At 67.0% G+C, this 20388-nt stretch carries 28 protein-coding genes and 1 pseudogene; 5 read left to right on the top strand and 24 right to left on the bottom strand.

The annotated features are described in order from the left end of the window. The 21 genes and pseudogenes from E5198_RS12230 to E5198_RS12135 form a co-directional block, all read right to left on the bottom strand. A pseudogene (locus E5198_RS12230) lies at nucleotides 1-222 on the bottom strand (hypothetical protein); the annotation flags it as partial. Next, complete coding sequence (locus tag E5198_RS12225) at nucleotides 219-929, bottom strand: phage tail protein (protein WP_136490272.1); 711 nt, start codon at nucleotides 927-929, stop codon at nucleotides 219-221. The gene E5198_RS12225 and the pseudogene E5198_RS12230, both read right to left, overlap by 4 nt. Nucleotides 930-937: 8 nt before the next feature. Further along, nucleotides 938-2527, bottom strand: coding sequence for a phage tail protein (locus E5198_RS12220; RefSeq protein WP_136490271.1), 1590 nt, complete (start codon nucleotides 2525-2527; stop codon nucleotides 938-940). A gap of 15 nt (nucleotides 2528-2542) precedes the next feature. Further along, complete coding sequence (locus tag E5198_RS12215; RefSeq protein WP_136490270.1) at nucleotides 2543-3118, bottom strand: phage tail protein; 576 nt, start codon at nucleotides 3116-3118, stop codon at nucleotides 2543-2545. Then, nucleotides 3111-4286 (bottom strand): baseplate J/gp47 family protein, encoded by a 1176-nt coding sequence (locus tag E5198_RS12210; RefSeq protein ID WP_136490269.1) that lies wholly within the window; start codon nucleotides 4284-4286, stop codon nucleotides 3111-3113. The genes E5198_RS12215 and E5198_RS12210 overlap by 8 nt, the downstream gene beginning before the upstream one ends. Next, complete coding sequence (locus tag E5198_RS12205) at nucleotides 4283-4600, bottom strand: DUF2590 family protein (RefSeq protein WP_136490268.1); 318 nt, start codon at nucleotides 4598-4600, stop codon at nucleotides 4283-4285. Before E5198_RS12205 ends, E5198_RS12210 begins: the two co-directional genes overlap by 4 nt. Further along, on the bottom strand, nucleotides 4597-6534 hold the full coding sequence (locus E5198_RS12200; protein ID WP_136490267.1) for a phage tail tape measure protein: 1938 nt from the start codon (nucleotides 6532-6534) through the stop codon (nucleotides 4597-4599). The genes E5198_RS12205 and E5198_RS12200 overlap by 4 nt, the downstream gene beginning before the upstream one ends. Before the next feature lie 90 nt (nucleotides 6535-6624). Beyond that, entirely contained in the window at nucleotides 6625-6768 is a 144-nt protein-coding gene (locus E5198_RS21550; RefSeq protein WP_168772522.1) for a hypothetical protein, read from the bottom strand. 20 nt (nucleotides 6769-6788) lie between these two features. After that, on the bottom strand, nucleotides 6789-7076 hold the full coding sequence (locus tag E5198_RS12195) for a putative phage tail assembly chaperone (protein ID WP_136490266.1): 288 nt from the start codon (nucleotides 7074-7076) through the stop codon (nucleotides 6789-6791). Then, nucleotides 7073-7321 carry a hypothetical protein gene (locus tag E5198_RS12190; RefSeq protein WP_136490265.1) on the bottom strand — a complete coding sequence of 83 codons (249 nt, stop codon included), beginning with the start codon at nucleotides 7319-7321 and terminating at the stop codon, nucleotides 7073-7075. Before E5198_RS12190 ends, E5198_RS12195 begins: the two co-directional genes overlap by 4 nt. 22 nt (nucleotides 7322-7343) lie before the next feature. Continuing rightward, nucleotides 7344-7706 (bottom strand): DUF1353 domain-containing protein, encoded by a 363-nt coding sequence (locus tag E5198_RS12185; RefSeq protein WP_136490264.1) that lies wholly within the window; start codon nucleotides 7704-7706, stop codon nucleotides 7344-7346. A gap of 1 nt (nucleotide 7707) precedes the next feature. Next, nucleotides 7708-8100, bottom strand: coding sequence for a D-Ala-D-Ala carboxypeptidase family metallohydrolase (locus E5198_RS12180; protein WP_136490263.1), 393 nt, complete (start codon nucleotides 8098-8100; stop codon nucleotides 7708-7710). Then, nucleotides 8097-8309, bottom strand: a complete 213-nt coding sequence (locus E5198_RS12175) for a TraR/DksA family transcriptional regulator (RefSeq protein ID WP_136490262.1) — start codon at nucleotides 8307-8309, stop codon at nucleotides 8097-8099. Before E5198_RS12175 ends, E5198_RS12180 begins: the two co-directional genes overlap by 4 nt. Then, entirely contained in the window at nucleotides 8309-8758 is a 450-nt protein-coding gene (locus E5198_RS12170) for a DUF2597 family protein (RefSeq protein ID WP_136490261.1), read from the bottom strand. Before E5198_RS12170 ends, E5198_RS12175 begins: the two co-directional genes overlap by 1 nt. A gap of 6 nt (nucleotides 8759-8764) precedes the next feature. Then, nucleotides 8765-9886, bottom strand: coding sequence for a DUF2586 domain-containing protein (locus tag E5198_RS12165; protein WP_136490260.1), 1122 nt, complete (start codon nucleotides 9884-9886; stop codon nucleotides 8765-8767). A 15-nt stretch (nucleotides 9887-9901) separates the two neighbouring features. Then, on the bottom strand, nucleotides 9902-10582 hold the full coding sequence (locus tag E5198_RS12160; protein WP_136490259.1) for a phage virion morphogenesis protein: 681 nt from the start codon (nucleotides 10580-10582) through the stop codon (nucleotides 9902-9904). Further along, a complete protein-coding gene (locus E5198_RS12155; RefSeq protein WP_136490258.1) occupies nucleotides 10572-11021 on the bottom strand; it encodes a phage tail protein in 450 nt (149 codons plus the stop codon). The genes E5198_RS12160 and E5198_RS12155 overlap by 11 nt, the downstream gene beginning before the upstream one ends. Next, nucleotides 11018-11479, bottom strand: coding sequence for a head completion/stabilization protein (locus tag E5198_RS12150; RefSeq protein WP_136490257.1), 462 nt, complete (start codon nucleotides 11477-11479; stop codon nucleotides 11018-11020). Before E5198_RS12150 ends, E5198_RS12155 begins: the two co-directional genes overlap by 4 nt. 99 nt (nucleotides 11480-11578) lie before the next feature. After that, nucleotides 11579-12337 carry a phage terminase small subunit gene (gene gpM / locus E5198_RS12145; RefSeq protein WP_136490256.1) on the bottom strand — a complete coding sequence of 253 codons (759 nt, stop codon included), beginning with the start codon at nucleotides 12335-12337 and terminating at the stop codon, nucleotides 11579-11581. After that, nucleotides 12337-13356, bottom strand: a complete 1020-nt coding sequence (locus tag E5198_RS12140) for a phage major capsid protein, P2 family (protein ID WP_136490255.1) — start codon at nucleotides 13354-13356, stop codon at nucleotides 12337-12339. Before E5198_RS12140 ends, gpM begins: the two co-directional genes overlap by 1 nt. A 1-nt stretch (nucleotide 13357) precedes the next feature. Then, nucleotides 13358-14272: a GPO family capsid scaffolding protein gene (locus E5198_RS12135; RefSeq protein ID WP_168772526.1), complete on the bottom strand. Its 915-nt coding sequence runs from the start codon at nucleotides 14270-14272 to the stop codon at nucleotides 13358-13360. Between the two features lie 158 nt (nucleotides 14273-14430). On the opposite strand from E5198_RS12135, the gene E5198_RS12130 reads away from it, so the two are divergent. The 3 genes from E5198_RS12130 to E5198_RS12120 all read left to right on the top strand — a co-directional run bounded on the left by E5198_RS12130 (nucleotide 14431) and on the right by E5198_RS12120 (nucleotide 17589). Then, nucleotides 14431-16491 carry a terminase large subunit domain-containing protein gene (locus E5198_RS12130; RefSeq protein ID WP_136490253.1) on the top strand — a complete coding sequence of 687 codons (2061 nt, stop codon included), beginning with the start codon at nucleotides 14431-14433 and terminating at the stop codon, nucleotides 16489-16491. Beyond that, a complete protein-coding gene (locus E5198_RS22010; protein WP_256659078.1) occupies nucleotides 16403-17263 on the top strand; it encodes a phage portal protein in 861 nt (286 codons plus the stop codon). Before E5198_RS12130 ends, E5198_RS22010 begins: the two co-directional genes overlap by 89 nt. Nucleotides 17264-17334: 71 nt before the next feature. After that, complete coding sequence (locus E5198_RS12120) at nucleotides 17335-17589, top strand: ogr/Delta-like zinc finger family protein (RefSeq protein ID WP_136490251.1); 255 nt, start codon at nucleotides 17335-17337, stop codon at nucleotides 17587-17589. A 63-nt stretch (nucleotides 17590-17652) separates the two neighbouring features. Here E5198_RS12120 and E5198_RS12115 read toward each other — a convergent pair whose 3' ends face one another. From E5198_RS12115 to E5198_RS12105, 3 genes are read right to left on the bottom strand one after another with little or no spacing between them, the layout of a single operon-like run. Beyond that, nucleotides 17653-18663, bottom strand: a complete 1011-nt coding sequence (locus E5198_RS12115; RefSeq protein ID WP_136490250.1) for a hypothetical protein — start codon at nucleotides 18661-18663, stop codon at nucleotides 17653-17655. A gap of 57 nt (nucleotides 18664-18720) precedes the next feature. After that, complete coding sequence (locus E5198_RS12110; RefSeq protein WP_136490249.1) at nucleotides 18721-19233, bottom strand: hypothetical protein; 513 nt, start codon at nucleotides 19231-19233, stop codon at nucleotides 18721-18723. Between the two features lie 36 nt (nucleotides 19234-19269). Further along, a complete protein-coding gene (locus E5198_RS12105) occupies nucleotides 19270-19743 on the bottom strand; it encodes a helix-turn-helix domain-containing protein (RefSeq protein WP_168772525.1) in 474 nt (157 codons plus the stop codon). Between the two features lie 46 nt (nucleotides 19744-19789). On the opposite strand from E5198_RS12105, the gene E5198_RS21545 reads away from it, so the two are divergent. Together E5198_RS21545 and E5198_RS12100 are read left to right on the top strand one after the other, a co-directional pair. After that, nucleotides 19790-20128: a hypothetical protein gene (locus E5198_RS21545; protein ID WP_168772524.1), complete on the top strand. Its 339-nt coding sequence runs from the start codon at nucleotides 19790-19792 to the stop codon at nucleotides 20126-20128. Next, the gene (locus E5198_RS12100; RefSeq protein ID WP_136490247.1) at nucleotides 20125-20367 is read left to right on the top strand and encodes a hypothetical protein; all 243 of its coding nucleotides are present in this window, start codon (nucleotides 20125-20127) and stop codon (nucleotides 20365-20367) included. The genes E5198_RS21545 and E5198_RS12100 overlap by 4 nt, the downstream gene beginning before the upstream one ends. The last annotated feature ends 21 nt before the right edge of the window (nucleotides 20368-20388 follow it).

Here is a 20388-nt window from a genome sequence, read left to right as displayed (position 1 = left end):
CTCGCCCAGCGCGCCGGCCAGCGCCGCGCGGCCGGCGGCGATCGCCTCCTGCGCCGCGGCGCCCACCGGGCCAGGGTTGGTCGTCGCCAGCCCGTCGAGCGCGGAAAGGCGCAGCCCGGTGCTGACCAGCTCGCTGCCGGCCAGCGTCTTGGCCGCGTCCAGGTCGGCCAGCCACTGGGTGGCCTGCTCGGGCCAGCGCAGGGTGATCGGCGCCCAGGTCATGCCCGCTCGTCCTCCCAGCCCAGTGCCTCGATGGCGTCCAGATCGCCCAGCGCGCGCGCCTCGGCCAGCAGCACCTTGAGGGAATGCACCTTCTGCAGACGTTCCAGCTTGAAGGCGGTGAACTCGTCGCCAACCTGGCGCAGCTGCTCGGCGCTGTGCGCGCGAAAGGCTTTCAACCCCTGCTCGTCGCGGCAGGCATAGGGCCCATCCAGGCCGCGCAGCACCATGCCCGTCAGGTTGATCTGGTCCTCGAGGAGAGTGTCGTAGCGGTGCGGCGCGCCGAGCGCCGAGGACCAGAAACCGGCGGAGATCTCCGCCTCGCAGGCCGCGTTCACCGCCTGCAGCTGCTCGACATAGCGGCGCTCCACCAGCGCTGGGATGTCGTCCACCCACTGGTGGCCGTTCCACACCTGCTGCGCGCCGGGCACCTCCAGGGTGTAGCCGGCCGGCAGGCGCCCGTGGCGCTCGATGGTGATCGGCTCGCGGGTCTGCACGTTGTAGGCGGTCAGGCCCTGGTAGGAGTCGATCAGTTGCCAGTGCTCGCCGTCCCACAGCGCCGCCTTGCGCTCAGGCACCGCCGGCGGCGCCTCCTCGACACAGCCTGCCGGCAGCAGCCAGACGTCAGGCTCCAGCGGCGAACGGTCGGCCACGGCTGTACCGACGTAGATGCCAAGGTGGTCGGTTTGGTAGACGGTCTTGGTGGTCATGGGCGGCCTCAGTACTTGATGCAGGCGAGCAGCGCGGTGTTTCTCGGGCGCGTCTCGGCCCCGCCTGTCGCGTTGATGGTGACGGGGTGGGTGTGGTCGGGGACGGGGTTGATGTTGAGGATGTGCCCGTGGCTGCCGGACGTGCCGGATGCCTTGCTGGTATTCGGCTCCGCGGAGGAGCCCCAGGGGGTCGGCCCGTCGGACGGCCAAATCCCAGAGTGCACAGGCACATCATGGCTGTGTGCCCCATCGGTGCTGGTGGAGCCAGTGTGAGTGTGCCCGCCATTCGCCCCCGTGCTACCCGTATGCCCGTGGCTCTGGATCGCCCCATCCTGGTCGCTGCCCAGTGCCCGTCCGGTGTCAATGCCGCGGCCGTCGTCCCAGTAGCGCGGGAACTGGCCGCGCAGGTCCGGCAGATTGAAGGTGGTGCTGCCGTTGCCGGTGCCGTACAGCGTGCCGATGCTGGCGAACAACGCCGCATAGGTGATCCGCGATACTGCCGCGCCGTTGGCTTTCAACCAGCCGCTGGGGGCGGCGCTCATGGCAAAGGTGGCCACCTGGCCGACCAGCGGGTCCTCCACTGCCTTCTTGCTGGCCTGCAGCGCCTTGGTGGTGGCGAGGATCTCGCTGCTGTCTGTCGTCGGGTCATCGCTCTTGGCGTTCGGCAGGTTGCCCAGGCCCACGTCCTCCTTGGTGGTCGCCCGGGCGCGCAGGTTGGCGTAGTCGCCGTTGCGCGCGGCGAAGTGCTGCACCAGCGCGCCGCCGATCGGCTCGACGGTGCGCAGGTCGGTGATGGTGCTGGTGTCGGGGATGTCGGCCAGCGGTACCCGGTAGTGCGCCACGCCGTTGGCGTCGGTGGTGTCCACCAGGTCGGCACCGAACACCACCTGCCAGCTCGCCACCACGTCGCTGGCCTGCCGCTCCAGGGCCACGTCCAGCCAGGCCTTGGCCGGCAGCGCCGGCAGCTGCACGCCCACCGGCTCGACCAGCTCGACGCGGATGCCTTCCACGTAGGCGATGCCGGCCTTCAGCTGGTAGGCGCCGAACATCTTCTCCATCTGCAGGCTGTCGGCCAGGAAGCAGGCGCGGCCGAAGGTGTCGCGGTTGCTCATCCGCTCGCGTGCGTCGATGCCGAGCAGGCGCACGGTGAAGTCGTGCTGCCAGGTACTGGCATCCACAGTCAGACCGGTCAGCTCCTGAGCACCGTTGAACTCCACCAGGAAGTTGCGGGTGATGTTGTTGCCGATCTGCAGCGGCGGGATGTTCTTGCGCTTCTGCTGGGTCGGCACGTAGGCGACCGCCAGCAGCACGTCCTCCTCGGTCTCCAGGCCGATCCAGTTGAAGTCCCAGTCGCCGACGTTGGAGCCGACCATCATGCTGTACACCACCTGCCGCGGGTTCACATAGCCCGAACGGGTCACCTCGGCGACGTGCACGATCTGCCCGGCGGGCGGCATGCCCGCGGCGCGGTCCACGGCCGCGTTGTGGTCGAGGCCCGGCACGTTGGCCAGCACGAAGCGGGCGACGGTCAGAACCTCCTGGGCTGCCTGCTTCTGGGCGATCAGATCCTCGCCGGCGAGGGTAATGCTTGCTGCCATGGGGGTACTCCTGGGTCAGGGCTGGCTGGCGACCAGCGCCAATTCGTTGATGACCACCACCGGCGGCTCCAGGCGCGCCACCAGCGTTTGCTGGTCGTCGTTGAAGTCGGCCAGGACGATGCCGACGGACACCGGGGTGATGGTTGCGAACTCGTAGCGGCGGCAGGTGCGCCCATACTGCTGGGTGATCACCCGCAGCAGGGTGGGCGAGCGGCTCAGTTGGGCATCGGTCAGGTGCAGGCGGATCACGTCCCAGTCGACCGGGTCGAAGCGCTCCTCGAGCTCCACGTAGCCGACCCCGAGGCGCTGGAAGATCCGCAGCATCCCGGCGCCGCTGCCGGCGTCCACCGCGTTGCTGAAGGCCCACTTCACGCGCAGGCGGTACAGGCTTTCCGGTTCACCGACGAAGCGGGAGATGTCGCGCTGCCAGGCCAGCAGGTCCAGCACCGTCAGGTGGCAGGTCTGCGGATCGAGCTGCAGCAGCGGCCAGCGCAGCCAGTTCTCGACCTTGCCCCACCAGTTCTGCGCGGCGGCGCGCAGCTTGGCCAGCTCGGTACCGTCGAGCCAGAACGGCAGGCTGAGCTTAAGCATCGATCGTCACCGTCAGGTTCTGCAGGCGCGGGATGGCCAGCTCCGAAACGATGTCCTCGTTGGCGAAGCGCAGCGAGTCGATGCCCGGGAACTGCTGGTGCAGCTCTTCGCCCAGGCGGCTGAAGGAGAAGCGCGACTGCGGATAGGTCAGCGTCGGCTGGTAGTCGCTGGCGGTGCTCTCGCGGAAGGCGGCGCGGATGAACAGCTCGATCTCCGCCTGCAGCGCGGCGTGCTGCTCGGCGCCCACCGTCGCCTTCGGCCACACCGTCAGGCTCACGTCGTGCAGGGTTTCCGGCATCGCCAGCACCTGCAGGTCGTCGCCGTGGCCGTGGTTGCCCTGGTCGTTGATGTAGGCGTTGATCTGCTCCAGGTAGCTCTCGGCCGGCGTGTCCGCCTCGAACAGCACGTAGGCGTTGGCGCTGCCCGGGCCGCGCGGCGCGTTGTGCTCGAAGTACACCCCGTCGGCGCGCACGCCCTGGAACGAGGTGATCATCGCCCGGTACACCGCATCGGTGTGCCACTGGTTCACCGCCGAGTACTGGTTGCGCACGCGCAGGCGCAGGTCGTCGTCGGGCTCCTTGTCGGTGCCTGGCTGGGTCAGCCAGTTCTCCGCGTTCACCACCTGGACGATGCCGGTCACCGGCTCCGGCAGGATCGCGTAGTAGCCCGGGGCCAGGTTGTAGCCGCTGCCGGCGGCCACCGCGCGCACCGCGATCTCGCGCTGCGCCTGACCATCGGCGAAGCTCGCCGCCGCCAGGGTGGCAAGCTCGTAGACGTTGCCGTTGATCGACACCGAGCGCACCCGCGTGCCGGCCGGCACCTCCAGGGCGCCCGCCGTGGTGCTGCGGGTGAACAGGATCACCCCCTCGGCGCGGGTCGCCGCCTTGCGCTCCACGTTCACCTGCCAGGCCAGCATGTCCAGCCAGCTGTCGCGGGCCGTCTTCACGAAGAAGTTCGGCAGCACCGTGCCGCTGACGAACTCCAGCAGCCACAGCACCGGCTTGGTCACCAGCGCGGTGACCACCCGCCAGAACGGCGAGTAGGCGCTGGTGTTGCTGAGCTGGCTGCCCTGCGCCGCCGCCTCGCTTTCCCACGCCTGGCGCAGCCCGGCCTCGGTGGTCGGGATGCCGGCATCCATCAGCGCCTTCTTGAAATCCACGTCGCTCACAGGCTCACCTCGATACTGCCGAACTTCAGGGTCTTGGCGGTCACCAGGTACTGGCCCGGCTCCACCTGGGCGATCTGCGCCGTGCCAGGCACCAGGCGCTCGTCGGTCTCCACCAGCAGCTCCAGCTGCTGGATGCAGTCGCGTTGGCGCAGCCGGTCGCGCTCGGCCACCAGCGTCACCAGCAGGCCGCTGTCGCGGATCATGTGGGCGATGTCCTGGGCGATGCTGGCCCGGTCATCCACCAGCAGCGGCTGGCGGCCGGCGTCCAGGGCCAGGTCGTTGTTGACGATCAGCAGGTCGATGTACTCGCTCATCCGCCCACCGCCATGCTCATCATGTTTTCCAGCTCCAGCGGGCTCATGGCCTTGCCGGTGTGGATCTCGACCTTCTCGATATGGTTGCCGCGGTTCTGCGTCTGGGTGTTCTGGATGCTGGTCAGCAGGCCTCCTGGCGGCACCGCTGTCGGCCGCTGCGGCGAGAGGCTGGGGATGGCCGCGTTGATGGTCTCCTGCGCCTTCTGCGCGCGGACGGCCTGCTCGGCGGCGGACATGGCCGGGGCGGTTCCGGGCAGCTCGGGCATGGTCGGTATGTCACCGAAGCTGGCGTCGATCTCGATGCCCGGAATCTTGTTCAGCAGCCCGATCAGGTACTGCAGGGCATCGCCGAGCAGGGCGAAGGGCGACACGTTGGTCAGCGCCCAGATGAAGCCATCCCAGACCGCCTTGGCCGTGCTGGTGACGGCCTCAAGCTGGAGCAGCCAGGCCACGAACTGCGAGCCGTAGCCGATGCCCATCTGCAGGCCGACCCACAGCACCTCGAGCAGCGCACCGAACACGCGGAACAGCAGCACCACCGGCGTCAGCACGGACACCAGCGCTTGGAACCAGGCCGTATTGCCGAAGGAGGCCTTCAGCTCGTCCCAGTGGTTGGTCACCCAGATCACGGCCGCCACGACCGCAGCGATGCCGATCACGATCCAGGTGAGCGGGCTGGCCCAGATGGAGGCGGACAAGGCCAGCCAGGCCATCTTCGCCAGCCCCACCACGAAGGTGATCGCCGCCACACCTGCAGTCAGCCCGAACACCGCCAGCGTGGCGATGCCGACCACCCGGGCGATGTTGGGGAACATGTCGATCCAGCGCGTCAGCGTGCCGGCGATGCCGGTCAGCCGCTCCATCAGCGGCGTCAGCATCGGGATCAGCACCTGGCCGAAGGCGATGCGCAAGGCCTGCACCGCCGAGCCGAACTGCTGCCACGGGTCGACCATCACCTTGGCCATGTTCGCCGCGTAGTCCAGCCCCTTGATCTTGCCCAGCGACTCGATGCTGCTGCCCAGGCTGTCGACCTGCGGCATCAGCAACTGGAGCAGCGCCATGGCCTCGTCGGAGCCGAAGGCCTTCTTCAACTGGTCGGCCTCGGCGACCTCCAGCGTGTCGCCGAACTTGCCGTTGAGTTTCTCCAGGATGTCGAGCATCGGCAGCATGCGGCCCTGGCTGTCGACGAAGGACAGGCCAAGCTCCTTCTGGGCATTGCCGACGCCGGCGAGGAACGCCTTGTACTTGGTGCCCGCCTCGCTGCCGCTCATGGTCGCCTGCAGCGTGCCCATGATGGCCATCTGCTCGGTCAGCGAGATGCCGGCCGATTGGGCCGAGGCGCCCAGCGAGGTGAACGCCTGGCTCATGCCCTCGCCGTCGGTCTTGAAGATGTTCAGGGCGTAGGCGGTCTGGCTGGCCAGATCGTTGATCCAGTTCTCCTTGCCCATGGCGTCGGCCTGCTTCTGGAAGATGCCGTACATCGTCCCGACGTAGTCGGACATCGTCGTCGCGCTGGCCTTGGTCGCCTTGGCCATGATCGCGGAGGCGGTGGTGAAGGTTGATAGCTCGCTGCCCACCAGCCCGGAGATCGCGCCCTGGATGTCGTAGGCCGAGGCCACGAACTCCTCGGCGTTCTCGCCGTAGGCCACGCTGAACTCCAGGGCCTTGCTGTTCAGCCGGTCCAGCGCCTCCTCGGCCACGCCCAGCGAGCGCACCTCGGCCAGCCGGCGGTTCATCTCCAGCGCCGGCTGCAGCGCCTCGTTGATGGCCACGCCGGCGCCGACCATGCCGGCCAGCCCGGCGCCCATCTGCACGATGTTCGCCTGCGCCTTCTCGGCCAGGTCGTTGAAGCCCATCTTCACCTTGCCCAGGGGCGCAGTGACCTGATCGGTCAGCTTGAGGATGAAGTTCAGCGCGGCGTTGGTGTCAGCCATGGATCGTCACCCATTGAGCGCGGCGCATGTCGATTCGTACCGAATACATACCGATTACATATCGCATACATACCGCCATTCCGGGCCATTTCAGCCGTTCAACGCCCGGGCGATGCCGTTGGCCACGGCGATCTCCAGGCGTCTCCAGTGTTCGTCTTCCAGCCACTTGGCCGTGCCCATGTTCTCCGCCGACGGTTCGGCGCCGGGCAGCCAGCGTTCGGCCAGGGCCAGCAACTGGCCCAGGCCGTCCTCGGTCAGTCGTTCGGCTCGCTCGAGGGCTTTTTTACCGTCACCTCGACGTCCGGCGAGTACTCCTCGAGCAGCGTGCCGGCCAGCTTCATGGTCATCACCGGGTTACCCAGCAGCGGGCGCAGCGCATCGCGCTGGTCGGTCTGCACGGTGGTCACCAGCAGGTTGTGCGCCGGGGCCACCTTGTTGGCCGGGGTCATGGCGTTGAAGTACTTGGTCACGTCCTGGGCGCCCAGGGTGAAGCTGAAATCGGCCGAGCCGATGGACAGGACGATCTGGCGTTGCTCGTTCATGCGTGGGTTCTCTTGTTCAGGTTGGCGAAGTAGGTTTCCAGGTGCCGCTCCAGACGGTTCTCCAGGCGCAGCACGCTGTCGTCGACACGCTGCGCCAGGCGCTCGATGGCGTCGTTGCGCACGTAGTTGCCGGCCAGTTCCACCCGTAGCTCCAGCAGGTCGCGGCGGGTCTCGGTGACCTGGCGGAACAGGAACACCTGGAAGGCCAGCGCGGCGCTCAGCAGCAGGTCGGGCATCACAGCCATCAGCTTCTCCATCAGCTCCATATCAGGCACTCCAGTTGCCGCGCCCGCCGATGCGCACCGCGGCGTACATCAGCCAGGCCAAGGGCTTGCTCACCCCCTCCTCGAGCAGCGCCTCGTAGAACATCCGGTCGGCCTGCGCCTTGCTGAAGCGGTGGGTCTGGTTCGTGTAGATGTAGTCGTGCACCACCGCCGGCCGGCGCGCCGGGCCGTGGTCGCGCGGCACGATGCGCCAGGCGATGCGCGGCACGCTGGCCAGGTCGGTGCGGTAGCCGATCGGCACCACCACCAGGCGGCGCCGGCGGTCGCGGTACTGCAGCGGCTTGGCCACCTTCCAGGTGTCGCCGCCCGGCACGTGGCGCAGTTCCAGTTCGCTGAGAAACGGCATCTCAGTAGCTCCAGATCGTCGGACGCGGGCGTCCGGGGGCGTCCGGTGCCATGTCCAGGTGGATGAAACGGCCGCCGCCTTTCTGGTCGATGCCTATGCCGGTGAACGGCAGGGTCATCGCCAGGCGCAGGATCTCGACGGCCTGGGCGCCGCTGCAGGCGATGTCCACCGCGCAGCCCAGGCTGTGCGCGCCCGGTGTGGCCTTGCGCGCCTCCACCGGGTGCCGACGGCAGCGGTAGGGGCTGGTGATCACCAGCGGCTTGCCGTACAGCTCGCGCAGGCGCTGCAGCTGCGCCATGAACGCCGGGTCCATCTCGGAGCCGTCGCTGTCGCACTTGCCGCAGCGGCAGCGCAGCTCGGCGTAGCTGAAGTTCGGCCAGGGGCTCTTGGTCATCGGCGGGTGCTCTTCTCGAACAGGGTCTGGCAGGCCACGCAGCGGGTCACCCCGCCCAGGGCGCGGCGCGCCTCGGGGATCGGCTCGCCGCACTCGGCGCACTCGTCAAGGCTGGGGGCGGAGAAGTCGGCCATGGCCCGCTGGGCATTCAGGGCCAGCTCGCGCTCCAGCTCCTCGCGCTCCTTCGCGCGGTCGAGCCAATCGGTCATCAGCGCAGGCCCTCGATCTCGGCCGCGGCCAGGTACGGAACGCCGTTGATGCGGATGAAGTCCGGACTTGTGACGTCGAAAGGCACCTTGTGCTTGGCCTTCTCGCCGCCCTTGGGGTCGATGTTCAGCAGGCTGGAGACCTTCAACTTGCAGCCGAAGGCCTCCACCTTCAGCTCCTCCTCGCCGGCCTTGGCGAAGAACACCGAGTCGAACGGCGCGAGCTCGCGGAAGCTGCCGGCGCTGCGGGCCGCTTCGATCAGCAGGTTGAAGTTCGCGGTATCGAATTCCATCTCGCCGCTGGCCGATACGTCGCCGTCGACGTGCCCGTTCGGCACCCCGCGGTCCTGCGCCACGGCGGTGTTGTCGGTGATGTCCAGGGTGCAGGTCTCGACGTGAACCATCAGGTCGCCCAGGTTCACGTCGAAGTTCTTGCCGCCAATGCGTGCCATGCGCGGTTACTCCGAATCGTCGGTGGAAAGGTCGAGGGCGATGTTCGCGGTCAGGTCCTTCGGGCAGTTGTACGGGCGGAGCTTGATGTAGGCCTCCACCTTGGTCTTGCTCTGCCACACCAGCACCACGTCACCGTCCTTGGGCGGCTCGATCTCGCCGGGGAACACCTGGCCGGCGAAGGCCACACTGCGCGCCATCGCCCGCAGCGGCGCCATCAGCGCGCTGGTGTTGGCCGCCATGCTGTTGGGGGTGTTGTTCAAGCGGCGGTCGGCCACCCGCTGGATCAGCAGCACGCGCACCCGGCGCGCGGCCTTGTCGACCAGGCGCAGGTACTCCACCACCTGGAAGTCGCTGCCCGGCGCATCGAGCATGTTGGCGTCGCCCCAGAACACGCCGGGGTAGTCCGGATAGGTCTGCGAGACGGAGAAGCGCGCGGTGTCCAGGGCGGAACGGATCGCCGAGGGCAGTGGCACGCCGGCCGAGTCCACCGGCGTGGCGCCAAGGCCAAGCAGCGGGCCGCTGGCCACGCGCATCGGGCTGTCGGCGATGCTCACCGCCGCGTTGGCCAGGCGGCCGGCCAGCACGCCCAGGTCGTTGCCGTGCAACTGCGGCACCACCAGAACGCGCGGCGCGGCCACGTTCAGGGTGATCGCCTGCTGCTCGGACAGGTACTGCGCCCAGGTCTGCAGCGCAGGGTCGATGCCGGCGCTGGCCGCCATCACGAAGCAGCGGCGGCCGTAGGTGTTGTTCAGCGCCACGGCCGCGTCGTGCATCGCCGTCAGCTCGGCGCCGGTGGTCACCGGGCTGGTGATAACCACCGCCTCCACCGAGTGGCCCTGCTGCATGGCCTGCTCCAGGGCGTCGGCCCAGTCGCCGCCCACGGCATCGATCGGCGCCGCCAGGCAGGCCCAGCGGTCGCCGCCGTTCTTCTGCGCCGCAGCGATCTGGGTCTTCAGCTCACTCGACGCGGCGCCCAGGGCGGTGTCCAGATTGCTCTGGGTGTTCAGGGGGATCAGCTGGCCGACGTTGGCCGTGGCCGGGCCGATGAACAGGAAATAGCGCTCGATCTCGGTGACGGCACCCTGGCCGAGGTTGAGGTTGTTGACGCTGACTTTGCCGAGTGCCATGTGGGCGTAGCCTCGCTAGCGGGGGGAATTGAGGATTTGTTCGAGCACCGCGTTGACCAGCCGGCGGGTGTCGGCCTCGGTGCTCGCGCCGAGGAATTGGCGCTTGGGCAGGGTGATTTCCCAGCTCTGCTTGCCGCTGCCCTCGGCCTTTTCGCCTTGCAGGATGCGGATCAGCAGGCCGGCCTGGTGGTACTGCACGTGCTCCTGGATCCAGCCGACAGAGGGCCTGCTCAGGCTCTTCTTGCCGGCCTGGCGCACGCGAAAGCCCAGGCGCCTCAGGCGCTTGGCCTGTCTCTCGGAGGCGCCCTGGTTGGGCAGCACGCGGTTCCAGCGGCGCATCTGTGCAGCGGTGCGGCGCTCGGACTTGCCGTGGTGCTGCTGCGCGGCGATCCAGCGGGTCAGGCCGTTGCGCCACCCCAGCTCGGCCTCGTCCGGGGTGAGTCGGGTGACGAACAACAGCTTGCCGAGGCCCGCCTCCATCTTCTTCTGGCCCTTCTCGGGGTTCTTGCGCGGTGCGAAGGGCGAGCCGTCCAGGTTCTGCTGGTTGCGGATGCGCTGGCGGCTCATCGTCCGCACGCGCTTGGCCACGTTGTTCAGCAGCCGGCGGCGCAGCTGCGCAGGCAGCTCCAGCAGTGCCAGCTGCTCGCGCACGCCCAGGTAGCCGCGGGCGTCCAGCTCGAAGGTTCTACGCGCCATGGCTGGCCACCTCGCCTTGCTCCGCCACCCACAGGTCGAACGGCACGAAGGCCCAGCGCAGGCCGAAGGCCTCGATCTCGCCGTCCGCGTCCTCGGCCAGGTACTGCGGCTCGATGAACTCCACGGTGATCTCCACGTCGGCGGTGTCCGGGTCGAGCTGCTCGATGTCGAAGGTCGGCGCCGGCAGGTCGTCGTCGGCGCGGCCGGCGTCGTGCTGCTCCAGCCAGCTGCCGAGCAGGGCCATCAGCCGGCCGGGGTGGTCGGCGAAGCGCTCCAGGACGATCACCGCGCGGTAGCGCATGTCGCCCAGGTGCATGCCGTCCACGTCCGGCTTCCACACCAGGCTCAGCGACACCTGCTCGGCCCAGCTGTCGAGCTGCTCCTCGAGCACCAGGCGGCGCTCCAGCAGGTAGGCGGTCAGGGCGCGCAGCTTGTTCACAGCAGCACCGCCGTCATCCGGCCGCGGCCCTGGATCAGGCGCACCGCCTGCTGCGAGAAGGCCAGGAACTGCTCGCTGCGCTCCGGCGCCTCCTTGCCCAGGTTCTCCGCCGACTCGCGGCGGTTCACCGTGGCGAACTGCTGCAGCAGGTAGGCCTTGGCGCGGCAGTACACCGCGCGCTTGTAGCTGGCCGCCATGAAGGCGCGCTCGGGCAGCAGCAGCGGGTCGGCGGTCTCGACGTTGGCGATGCCGGCGGCCTGCCATGCGGCCTTGCGCCTGGCCAGGTCGCGGTTCACCTCGCCCATGGACAGGGCGATGCCATCGACCAGCAGCTCGCGCAGGTACTCCGCCGGCAGGCGGTAGCCCTGCTGGAACTCGCTCACCGACAGGTCGGGCCAGAAGCCATCGTTGGCGATGGCCTGGTCGACGAGGGTGGTGGGTTTGCCGGAGAAGCTCATGCTGCTGGTCGCTCAATAGGGCGGGGTGGCTGTCGTTGGGGTTGCTGGCTGCATGCAGCCGTAACGCCAGGACAGGCCCCGCTGGGGGTGGGAAGACGGTTATTCGCCCTGCGCGGTGTCTGCGCCTTGCCGACGCAATGCCTTGTCGGCCTGCGCGCGGCGGGTGCCGACGCCGATCTCCGGGTACAGCTCGGTGGCGCGGTCGAAGTGCGAGATGGCCTTGGCCCACTCCTCGCGCTCCAGGGCGATGATTCCGAGCAGCTTGTGGAAGCGAGCCGGGATGCGCTCGAACAGCTCCCAGCCCGGGGCGCGCTCGATGTCGCCACCGGTGGCGAAGCCATCCCAGCTGCCATCAACGCGCGGCAGCAGGATCGAGACGTAGGGCTCCGGGTTGCGCCCGGCCTTGTGCTCGGCCTCGGCCCACTCGATCACCTCATCGGCGACGAAGGTCTGCACGTCACGCTTGAAGCGCTCCGGCAGCTGCTGGCCCTGGGCGATGGCGAACTCGGCCAGCTCCAGGCCCTGCTCGAACTGCGCGGTGTCGAACAGCCACACCAGCACCTGCATCAGCACCGGGTTGGGGTGGTTCAGGCCGGACTCGCGATAGCGCTCGACGTAGGGCAGGTACTTGGGCAGCAGCTCGTCGCGCTTGAGCTGCTGGCGGGCCTCGCGGCTGTTGATGTCGGCGATGCGGGCCAGATCCTCGGCCAGCGCCGACTCCATCAGCTTCAGGTGCTTCTGCGCGTTGGCCGGGCCGGCCAGGGCCGTGGCGGGGGTGTAGGCCTCCGCCTTGCCCGGGGCCTTGCCAGCCGCGCGCTCAGCCAGCAGGCGGCGCTTGTGGGCCAGGGCCAGGCTCATCAGACGAACTCCACGTTGGCGGCTTCGATGGCGGCGAACTTGCCCAGCTGCTCGATGACGTAGCCCTCGTTGCGGCTGTTGTAGTCCTCGACCTGGTCGCGCTTGGGGTTATCCTGGATGTGGCGCCGCCAGCTGCTGTCCTGGAAGTAGATCGACAGGTTGTCGAAGCTGGTGACCACCACGCCCTTGCCCGGGAAGTGCGGGCAGGTGTAGGTCGGCAGGCCGCCGTAGGTATCGATCACCTGGGCCAGCTCGATGCGTTCCTTCTCGGTCGGGGTGTCGCCCTGGGCGGCGTACAGCTTGCCCTTCTCATGGGCCAGCAGCTCGCGGCCGACAATGGCCACCAGGTCGCCGCCGTCGCGGAACTCCTCGTCGATCATCAGCGACACGTCGAACACCAGGGCGTCGAGGTTCTTGTAGTCGCCGGTGGCGCCGATCTGGATCTTGCCGGCTACCTTGGAGCCTTGGGCCATAACCTGCTGCGGCGCCTGCTCGCGGGCGATCTGCAGCCAGCCCTTGTTCACGTCCTGCAGCCGCGGGTTGGCTTCGCGGTCGGTGGTGGCGGCCACGCTGGTGCCGTTCCATCCGATCATGATGCGGTCCAGGGCGATCTGCTTCAGCACCGCGGCGGAGTAGCGCTGCGGGAAGTTCGGGAACTTCGCCCAGGCGTCGATGGTGGCGTACTTCAGCGCCACGTCGCTGTCGGTCTTGAACAGCTCGTAGGGCTGCCCGTCGAGGCCGAGCACATTGCGCGCCTCGCGGTCGGTGGTGGTGGTGTTGGTGCGGCCGGTTACGGTGCCGCTGACCCCGATCATCACCTTCTCGCCCTTGATCTCGCTGACCGGGATCACGTTGATCCGCTGCAGGAAGGACGAGCTGAGGGTGATCTTGTCGTTCAGCGTCTGCGCGTGGGTCGGCGTGACGTTGAACTCCTGGCGGGCCGACTCGACGCCGTAGGTGGCGGCGATGGCGACGGCCAGGGCGCTGAATTTATCGCGTGCTGCAGTGCTCATGCCCATATCAGTACACGGCCTCCTGTTGGTCACTGGCGGCGCCGGTGGTAGCCGGCACGTCCTTGCCCTTGCCATGGTTCAGGGCGGAGCTGAACTGCTCGGTGAGCTTCTCGACAGCTCCCTGGAGCGCGGCGAACTGCTCGGCGCTGACGCCGGCGGCCGGCTGCTGCTCGGTACCGCTGGCAGCGGGCTGGTTGCCTTCGGCAGTGGTAGCGGGCTGGGTGGTGGTGGTGCCGGTGCCGGACGGAGCCTGCGCGGCGAACTTGGCGGCGCTCTGCTCCAGGCTGGTCGCCACGGTGCCGAGCTTCTCCACCGCGGAGGCGAACGCCTCGACGGTCTTCTGATCCATGGGGGTGCTCTCGCTGTTGTGGGTTGCGGGGGATGCGGGGGTGGCGGCCGGGCCTACGCCAATGGCCTTGAACATGCGGGTGAAGAACGACATGGCGGCGGCCTCGTCGTCGTCCTGGGCGTTCAGGTCGCCCAGCGGCTCCAGGTTGCCGAAGTGGTTGCCGGCGCCGGCGCGGCGCGAGAAGTGCAGCGCCTCGGTGCCCACGCTGGCCGGCTCGTCGGTGACCGCCATGCCGGAGAGGTACGCCTTGCCGGTGTCGGCGAAGTTCGGCTGGATCTCCACGCTGGCGAACAGCTTCTGGCCTTCCTTGTTCAGGCGCAGCAGGGTGTCGTTCGGCTGCAGGCGTGCGTAAAGGGCGACCTTGCCGCCGTCCACGTCCTCGGCCTTGAGCTCGGCCACGGTGCCCAGGCTGCCGAAGTAGCGGATGTGCTCGTACCAGATCGTCGCGGTGTAGAGGGCGGGGTCGTAGTTCTCCGCCATGTCGCGCAGGTCCTGCGCGGCGATGGTGCGGCCGTCGGCGGTCTTGCCGCTGGTGGCGACACGTTTCCAGTCGGAGACGAGGGAGCGGGGCATCGGCATCGGGCTCTTCGGGTGGTCGATGCCGCAACCATAGGGAGCGGATGCGCATCCCTCAAACACTTTGCCTGATCGCTTCTCCTATCTGCTCAATCTAGGAGATTTGCGTATTTTGCGCGCTAATTCGCTGCGCGGCGCCTGCTTAGACTGCGCCCATGCCATACGCCACCGAAGTCAAGGAAGCCGCCAAACGCCTGTACCTGCGCCGCTGCAAGGCGAAGGAGATCCAGGTGCAGCTCGGCCTGCCGAATATACGTATCGTCTACTACTGGATCGCCAAGGGCGGCTGGGACGAAATGCTCGCGGACGAGGAGCCGCTGGCCGCCGTCAGCCGGCGCATCACCCTGCTGCTGGAGCGCCCGGGCAACCTCGGCAAGGCCGAGCTGGACGAGCTCGACCGCCTGACCACCCTCCGCGAGCGCCTGCAGAAGCAGGCTGCCAGACCGGCACCGGCGCCCGCCGTTGAACCAGCGGAGGAGGGTGACCAGCCGGAGCGGCGCCGCAGCGGCGAACGAGCCGGCAGGGGCGGCAAGGGTGGTCGCGGCGAGAAGCGCGAGAAGAAGCCGAAGAACGACGTCACCGGCCTGACCGAAGTGGACTTCGTCGAGAAGTTCACCAGCCAGATGTTCGGCTACCAGATGGAGCTGTTCGAGGCCAAGCAGAACCCGCTCACCGCGCGCATCCGCAACGTGCTCAAAAGTAGGCAGATCGGCCTCACCTACTACTTCGCCGCCGAGGCGTTCATGGACGCCGTGCTCACCGGCGACAACCAGATGTTCCTCTCGGCCAGCCGCGCCCAGGCGGAGATCTTCCGCAGCTACATCGTCGCCTTCGCCGCCGAGTGGTTCGGCCTGACCCTCACCGGCAACCCCATCGTGCTGAGCAAGGACGGCAAGCCGTGGGCCGAGCTGCGCTTCCTCTCCACCAACAGCAGCACCGCGCAGGGCCACCACGGCCATGTCTACGTCGACGAGTACTTCTGGATCCGCGACTTCGACAAGCTCAACAACCTGGCCGGCGCCATGGCCTCGCACAAGAAGTGGCGCAAGACCTACTTCTCCACGCCGAGCGCCGTCAGCCACCAGGCCTACCCGTTCTGGACCGGCGAGGAGTTCCGCAACAGCAAGCGCGGCAAGAAGCTCGGCCAGGAGTGGCCGGGCGAGGAGCAGATCCACGCCGGCGCGCTCTGCCCGGACGGCCAGTGGCGCAAGGTCATCACCCTGCCGGACGCCATCGCCGGCGGCTGCGACCTGTTCGACATCGAGCGCCTGCGCCTGGAGTACGAGGAGGACCGCTTCGAGCAGCTGTTCATGTGCAAGTTCATCGACAGCACCCAGAGCGCCTTCGCCCTGGCCGACCTCGAGCGCTGCTACTCCGACCGCGAGCTGTGGGACGACTACGACCCCGACCCGAAGAACCCGCGCCCGTTCGGCAACAGCCCGGTGTGGCTCGGCTACGACCCAAGCCGCACCCGCGACGACGCCACCTGCGTGGTGGTGGCGCCGCCGCTGGAGCCGGGGGCCAAGTTCCGCATCCTGGAGAAGCACAGCTGGCGGGGCCACTCGTTCACCTACCAGGCCAGCCAGGTCAAGCAGCTGTGCGATCGCTTCAACGTCCAGCACATCGGCATCGACATCACCGGCGTCGGCTACGGCGTGTTCGACCTGGTGCGCGACTTCTTCCCGCGCGCCACGCCGATCCACTACAGCCTGGAAACCAAGAACACCCTGGTGCTCAAGGCGCAGGACACCATCCAGGGCAGCCGCATCGAGTGGGACGCTGGCTGGAACGACATCGCCGCCGCCTTCCTGACCATCAAGCGCGGCGCCACCGCCAGCGGGCAGATCACCTACAGCGCCTCGCGCACCGACGCCACCGGCCACGCCGACGTGGCCTGGGCAGTCATGCACGCGCTGGCCAACGAACCCCTCAACACCAACCGCAAGCGGCGCAGCCGCTGGTCGCTACTCCAGAAGGGCACCCATGACCGAGCAAACACCGCCTCAGCAGCCCCGCAAGGGGGTGCGCAGCTTCACCTTCGGCGCACCCGAGTCCGTCCTGACCCGCAACCTGGGCGAGTACCTGGGCGTGTTCGCCAGCGGCGACGGGCGCCTGTACACACCGCCGGTGTCGCGCATCGGGCTGGCCAAGCTGCTGCGGGCCAACGCCCACCACGGCGCCATCCCGAAATTCAAGCGCAACCTGCTGCTGCGTGACTTCCTACCCTCGGCCGGCTGCAGCGCACAGACCATGGGCCGCGTCGCGCTCGACTTCATCGTGTTCGGCGAGGCCTACCTGCAGCGCCTGACCAACGTCATCGGCCAGGTGCTCGAGTTGCGCCACCTGCCGGCGATCAACATGCGCCGCAAGGTCGACGGCGGCTTCGTCATGCTGCTGCCCAACGGGCGCGAGCTGGAGTTCGCCGCGGACGAGATCGAGCACGTGATGGACTACGACGTGGAGCAGGACGTGTACGGCGTGCCCGACTACCTGGGCGGCATGCACTCGCTGCTGCTCAACGAGAGCGCCACCCTGTTCCGCCGCCGCTACTTCAACAACGGCGCCCACGCCGGCTTCATCTTCTACACCAACGATCCGGACCTCTCCGAAGAGGACGAGGACAACCTGCGACTGCAGATCGAGTCGAGCAAGGGCGTGGGCAACTTCCGCTCGATGTTCGTCAACATCCCGAACGGCACCGAGAAGGCCATCCAGCTGATCCCCGTGGGGGACGTGGCCACCAAGGACGAGTTCGAGAAGATCAAGAACATCACCCGCGCCGACGTCATCGCCGCCTGGCGGATGAATCCGGCGCTGGCCGGCATCATGCCGGAGAGCGTGGGCGGATTCGGCGACATCGAGAAGATCGACCGGGTCTACACCAACAACGAGATCCGCCCGATCGCCCAGCTGTTCCTGCAGCTCAACGACACCCTGCGCGGCGACCGGCGCATCGCCTGGCGGGAGGCGGCAACGGTGGGGCAATGACGAAATTGTGCGGTTCCAGTGCGGCCTTGTTACGTGTCAAAATGACAACATCACAGGCATGGGAGGGGCGTATGCGGGTCTATTGCAAGGAATGCGGCAGCAAGGGACGCATTGCATCGCGAGAAGAGATGTCGATGGAATTCGCCAAGCTGTACTGCCAGTGCCTGTCGCCGCAGTGCGGGCACACCTGGGTCGCCAATCTGACCTTCTCCCACACCCTCAGCCCCTCGGCGCAGGCGGTCGACCGCCTGTTGTTCGATCGCCTGCGCGAGCTCCCACGCGCACGGCAGCGCGAGCTGTTCGATCAGTTGGGGGCCTTGCCGTAGCAAGGCAGATGCACAGCAAAAAGGGCGCCGCGGCGCCCTTTCGCTTGATCGGTTCGACTGACACTACTCGTCAGCCTCGGAGGGAAAGTCGAGCTCTGGTTGAGCGCCGGAAGCATAGAACCGCTCGGCAGCCTGAACGCCAGTGCTCTTCGTGCCGAGAATACTGGCGGACATGACCTTCTGATCCTTCAGCCTGGCCAGCACATGCAGGTAAATCGGCGACTCGCTGATGAAGTGCGATGTGATCTCGGTAATACCGTCGGCCCCGTGGTGGCCCTTGTACAGATCCACCTTGAAGATCTCGTCGCCTCCGGCCCTGGATACATCGATCCGCCATTTGCCCGTGGTGCTCTTGATGGAGTGGATGAAGTACTCGCCATCGATTCGCTTCGGCGTCGTCGACTCTCGTTCCTTCATGCTGGCCTGGACGATCTGAGCCCTGTCGAACTCGACGTTGCCTGCCGTGACCTTGTTGGCGTCCGGAGTGCTGCGGATGATCGAGACCAGCGCCTGGTTGGTTTCCTGCATGACCTTCGCAACAGTCTCGCTGTTCTGGACGAGGCGCATCTCCAGCTCGTGGCGGTTGCGCTCGGCCTGGGTTGCCTTGTCATGATCGAGGTATGCGCTGCAACTGAAGTACAGCCCCAGTGTTAACGCTATCCCGAGGACGGTGATAACCAGCTCCCTACCAGTCATCTTTTCGATCATCTTCCCAGCAAACATGTTGGCCATCTCTTCAAGCTTTGCCGCCACATCGCTTGAGCCCTCTTGAACCTTGAATGTCAGTTCGAGTGCCGCACGATCTTCTTCGGTAAGCGCCTTGGCGCCACGCGAGTAGGCAGCCCCTGTATACGCCCTATTGAGCATCTGCTGATATTCAAGCAGAGCTTTCATCATCGGGCTGGTCAAGGTGCTGTGATACCTCTCACCCTCGACATCCAGAGAGAACACCGGCCATCCATCGAACTTGATGACGTAGCTGTCGTCTTCGTTGATCTCGCCAGCAAGGGCCTGCTCGATGTAGCGGACAGCATCCGCTTCGGATCTGATCGTGATCTCAATGACTTCGTTCAACTCTTCCACCCTGCACCTGGTTGTCATTGCAGCCTTGGCCGGCTGCGCCTTCCCTGATCAGTTCGCTTCAGCCGCGACGACTACCCGCCTGACCAAGCCCTCGCCGAACTCCAGGTACTCGCCAGCGGACAGTCGCTGCCGCTCGTCATCGGTGAGCCACCAGACCGCGTCGGTGCTCGGGACCAGACTGATGAGGCTGGATAGCACCTGGAAAGACACCTGCGCGACCATCACTGGATAGGGCCCCAGGTTGCGCACCGACAGTGGTGGAGTACCGTTCAGGTAGATCGCCAGCTGAAAGTACTTGTCGGAGTTGTAGACCGGCAGCGTGACAGCCTTGACCCGCAACTCGCGCCAATCCTTGCCGACCCGCACACGAGCCAGCTCCTTCAGCAGCTCGGCCGTGAGTCGCGGTTTCTTGTCCGGCGTGGGTTTCTCGTGCAGATAGTTGAACAGCCAGAACAACCCCTGCAGGGAGAAGACGTAGCGCACACCGAAGTGATAGTCCCTCTCGACCTCGATCCCCCGTTGGCGCAGCAGCGCCTCATCCCTGACGCCTAAAGCAGGCATATCCGTCTCCAGTCTGTTCATAGTGGGAACAGGACTCTAAGCCCGCTGCCTGACGGCTTCAAGAGCCGCGGCCAGCTCTTCGATGCGCTGCTCCAGTGCGCTCAGGCGTTTCTTCTCCGCAGCAGCGCCCTGTATCTCTCGTTGGCCGTCCTCGTCCAGGGAGCGGAACAGCTCGAGCATGGCAGCCTCGCGCGGGCTAATGCCGGGGGCGGCGGGCGCATCTGCGGCGACGGCCGGCGCGGCCTCGTCGCGGCGCATCGGGCCTTCGCCGGTCAGCAGCCAGTCGAGGGAGATCCCTTTTTCGGCCGCCGCGTTTACGCATTCTGCGTAAGGCACGGTGCCGCGGTTGCGCCAGTTGCCCACTGTCGAGCGCTTCTGCTCCATAGCGGTACTGAGCGCTGAGTCACTATTTACGCCGTAGATAATCTGCAGACGGTCAACAACGTCTGAGGAATTTATTTTGCTCAATTTGTGCAAAAGCCCCTTGACTGACTCTATTTGCGTAAACATACTTGCTCGCACTGAGTACATGTTAACCCACTGAGAACACACGAACATGGCACACAACAGCATCCACATCGAAATCAGCGGTGGAGTCGGCGCAGGCAAGACCGCGCTGCTGCACATCATCGGCGCCCACCTGCAGTCCATCGGCTTCAACGTGGCCGGGGTGGATGGCGATCTGCAGCGCCCAGACTGCTGCACCGCAAAGTACGAGTCGTTCGAGGGCATCGCGCTGCTGCAGAACCCCAAGCCGTACCCGGTGCTGATCACCGCGCGCGGCCTGCGCGGCGAGGAGTACGAGCAGCGTTTCGCCGGGGAGCGTCTGCTGCCCAAGAAGGACGCCTCGTTCCGCCGCTTCGGCGACCGACTGCTGATCAAGGCCGGCCAATGACTCCCAACCAGATCCGCGCCCGCCTGGTGGAAAAGGGCAGCAGCTTCCGCCAGTTCGCCCTGGCCAAGGGCTACGAGCCTCGCACCGTCACCCAAGCGGTCGACCGCTGGGCCGATAGCAACAGCCTGCCGCGCGGCCGGCTGACCTTCCGCATCCTGCGTGACCTGTCGCACGAGCTTGGGGTCGAGATCCTGCCCGGGCTGCTCGCCGAAGAAGACGACAGCGCTGCGCAAAAGTAGCCACCACCTCGAAAGGGAGAA

Origin of the sequence: Pseudomonas sp. A-1, assembly GCF_004801855.1 — a bacterium.
Classification (GTDB): Bacteria; Pseudomonadota; Gammaproteobacteria; order Pseudomonadales; family Pseudomonadaceae; genus Geopseudomonas.
This window is presented reverse-complemented; position numbering and strand designations above follow the sequence as displayed.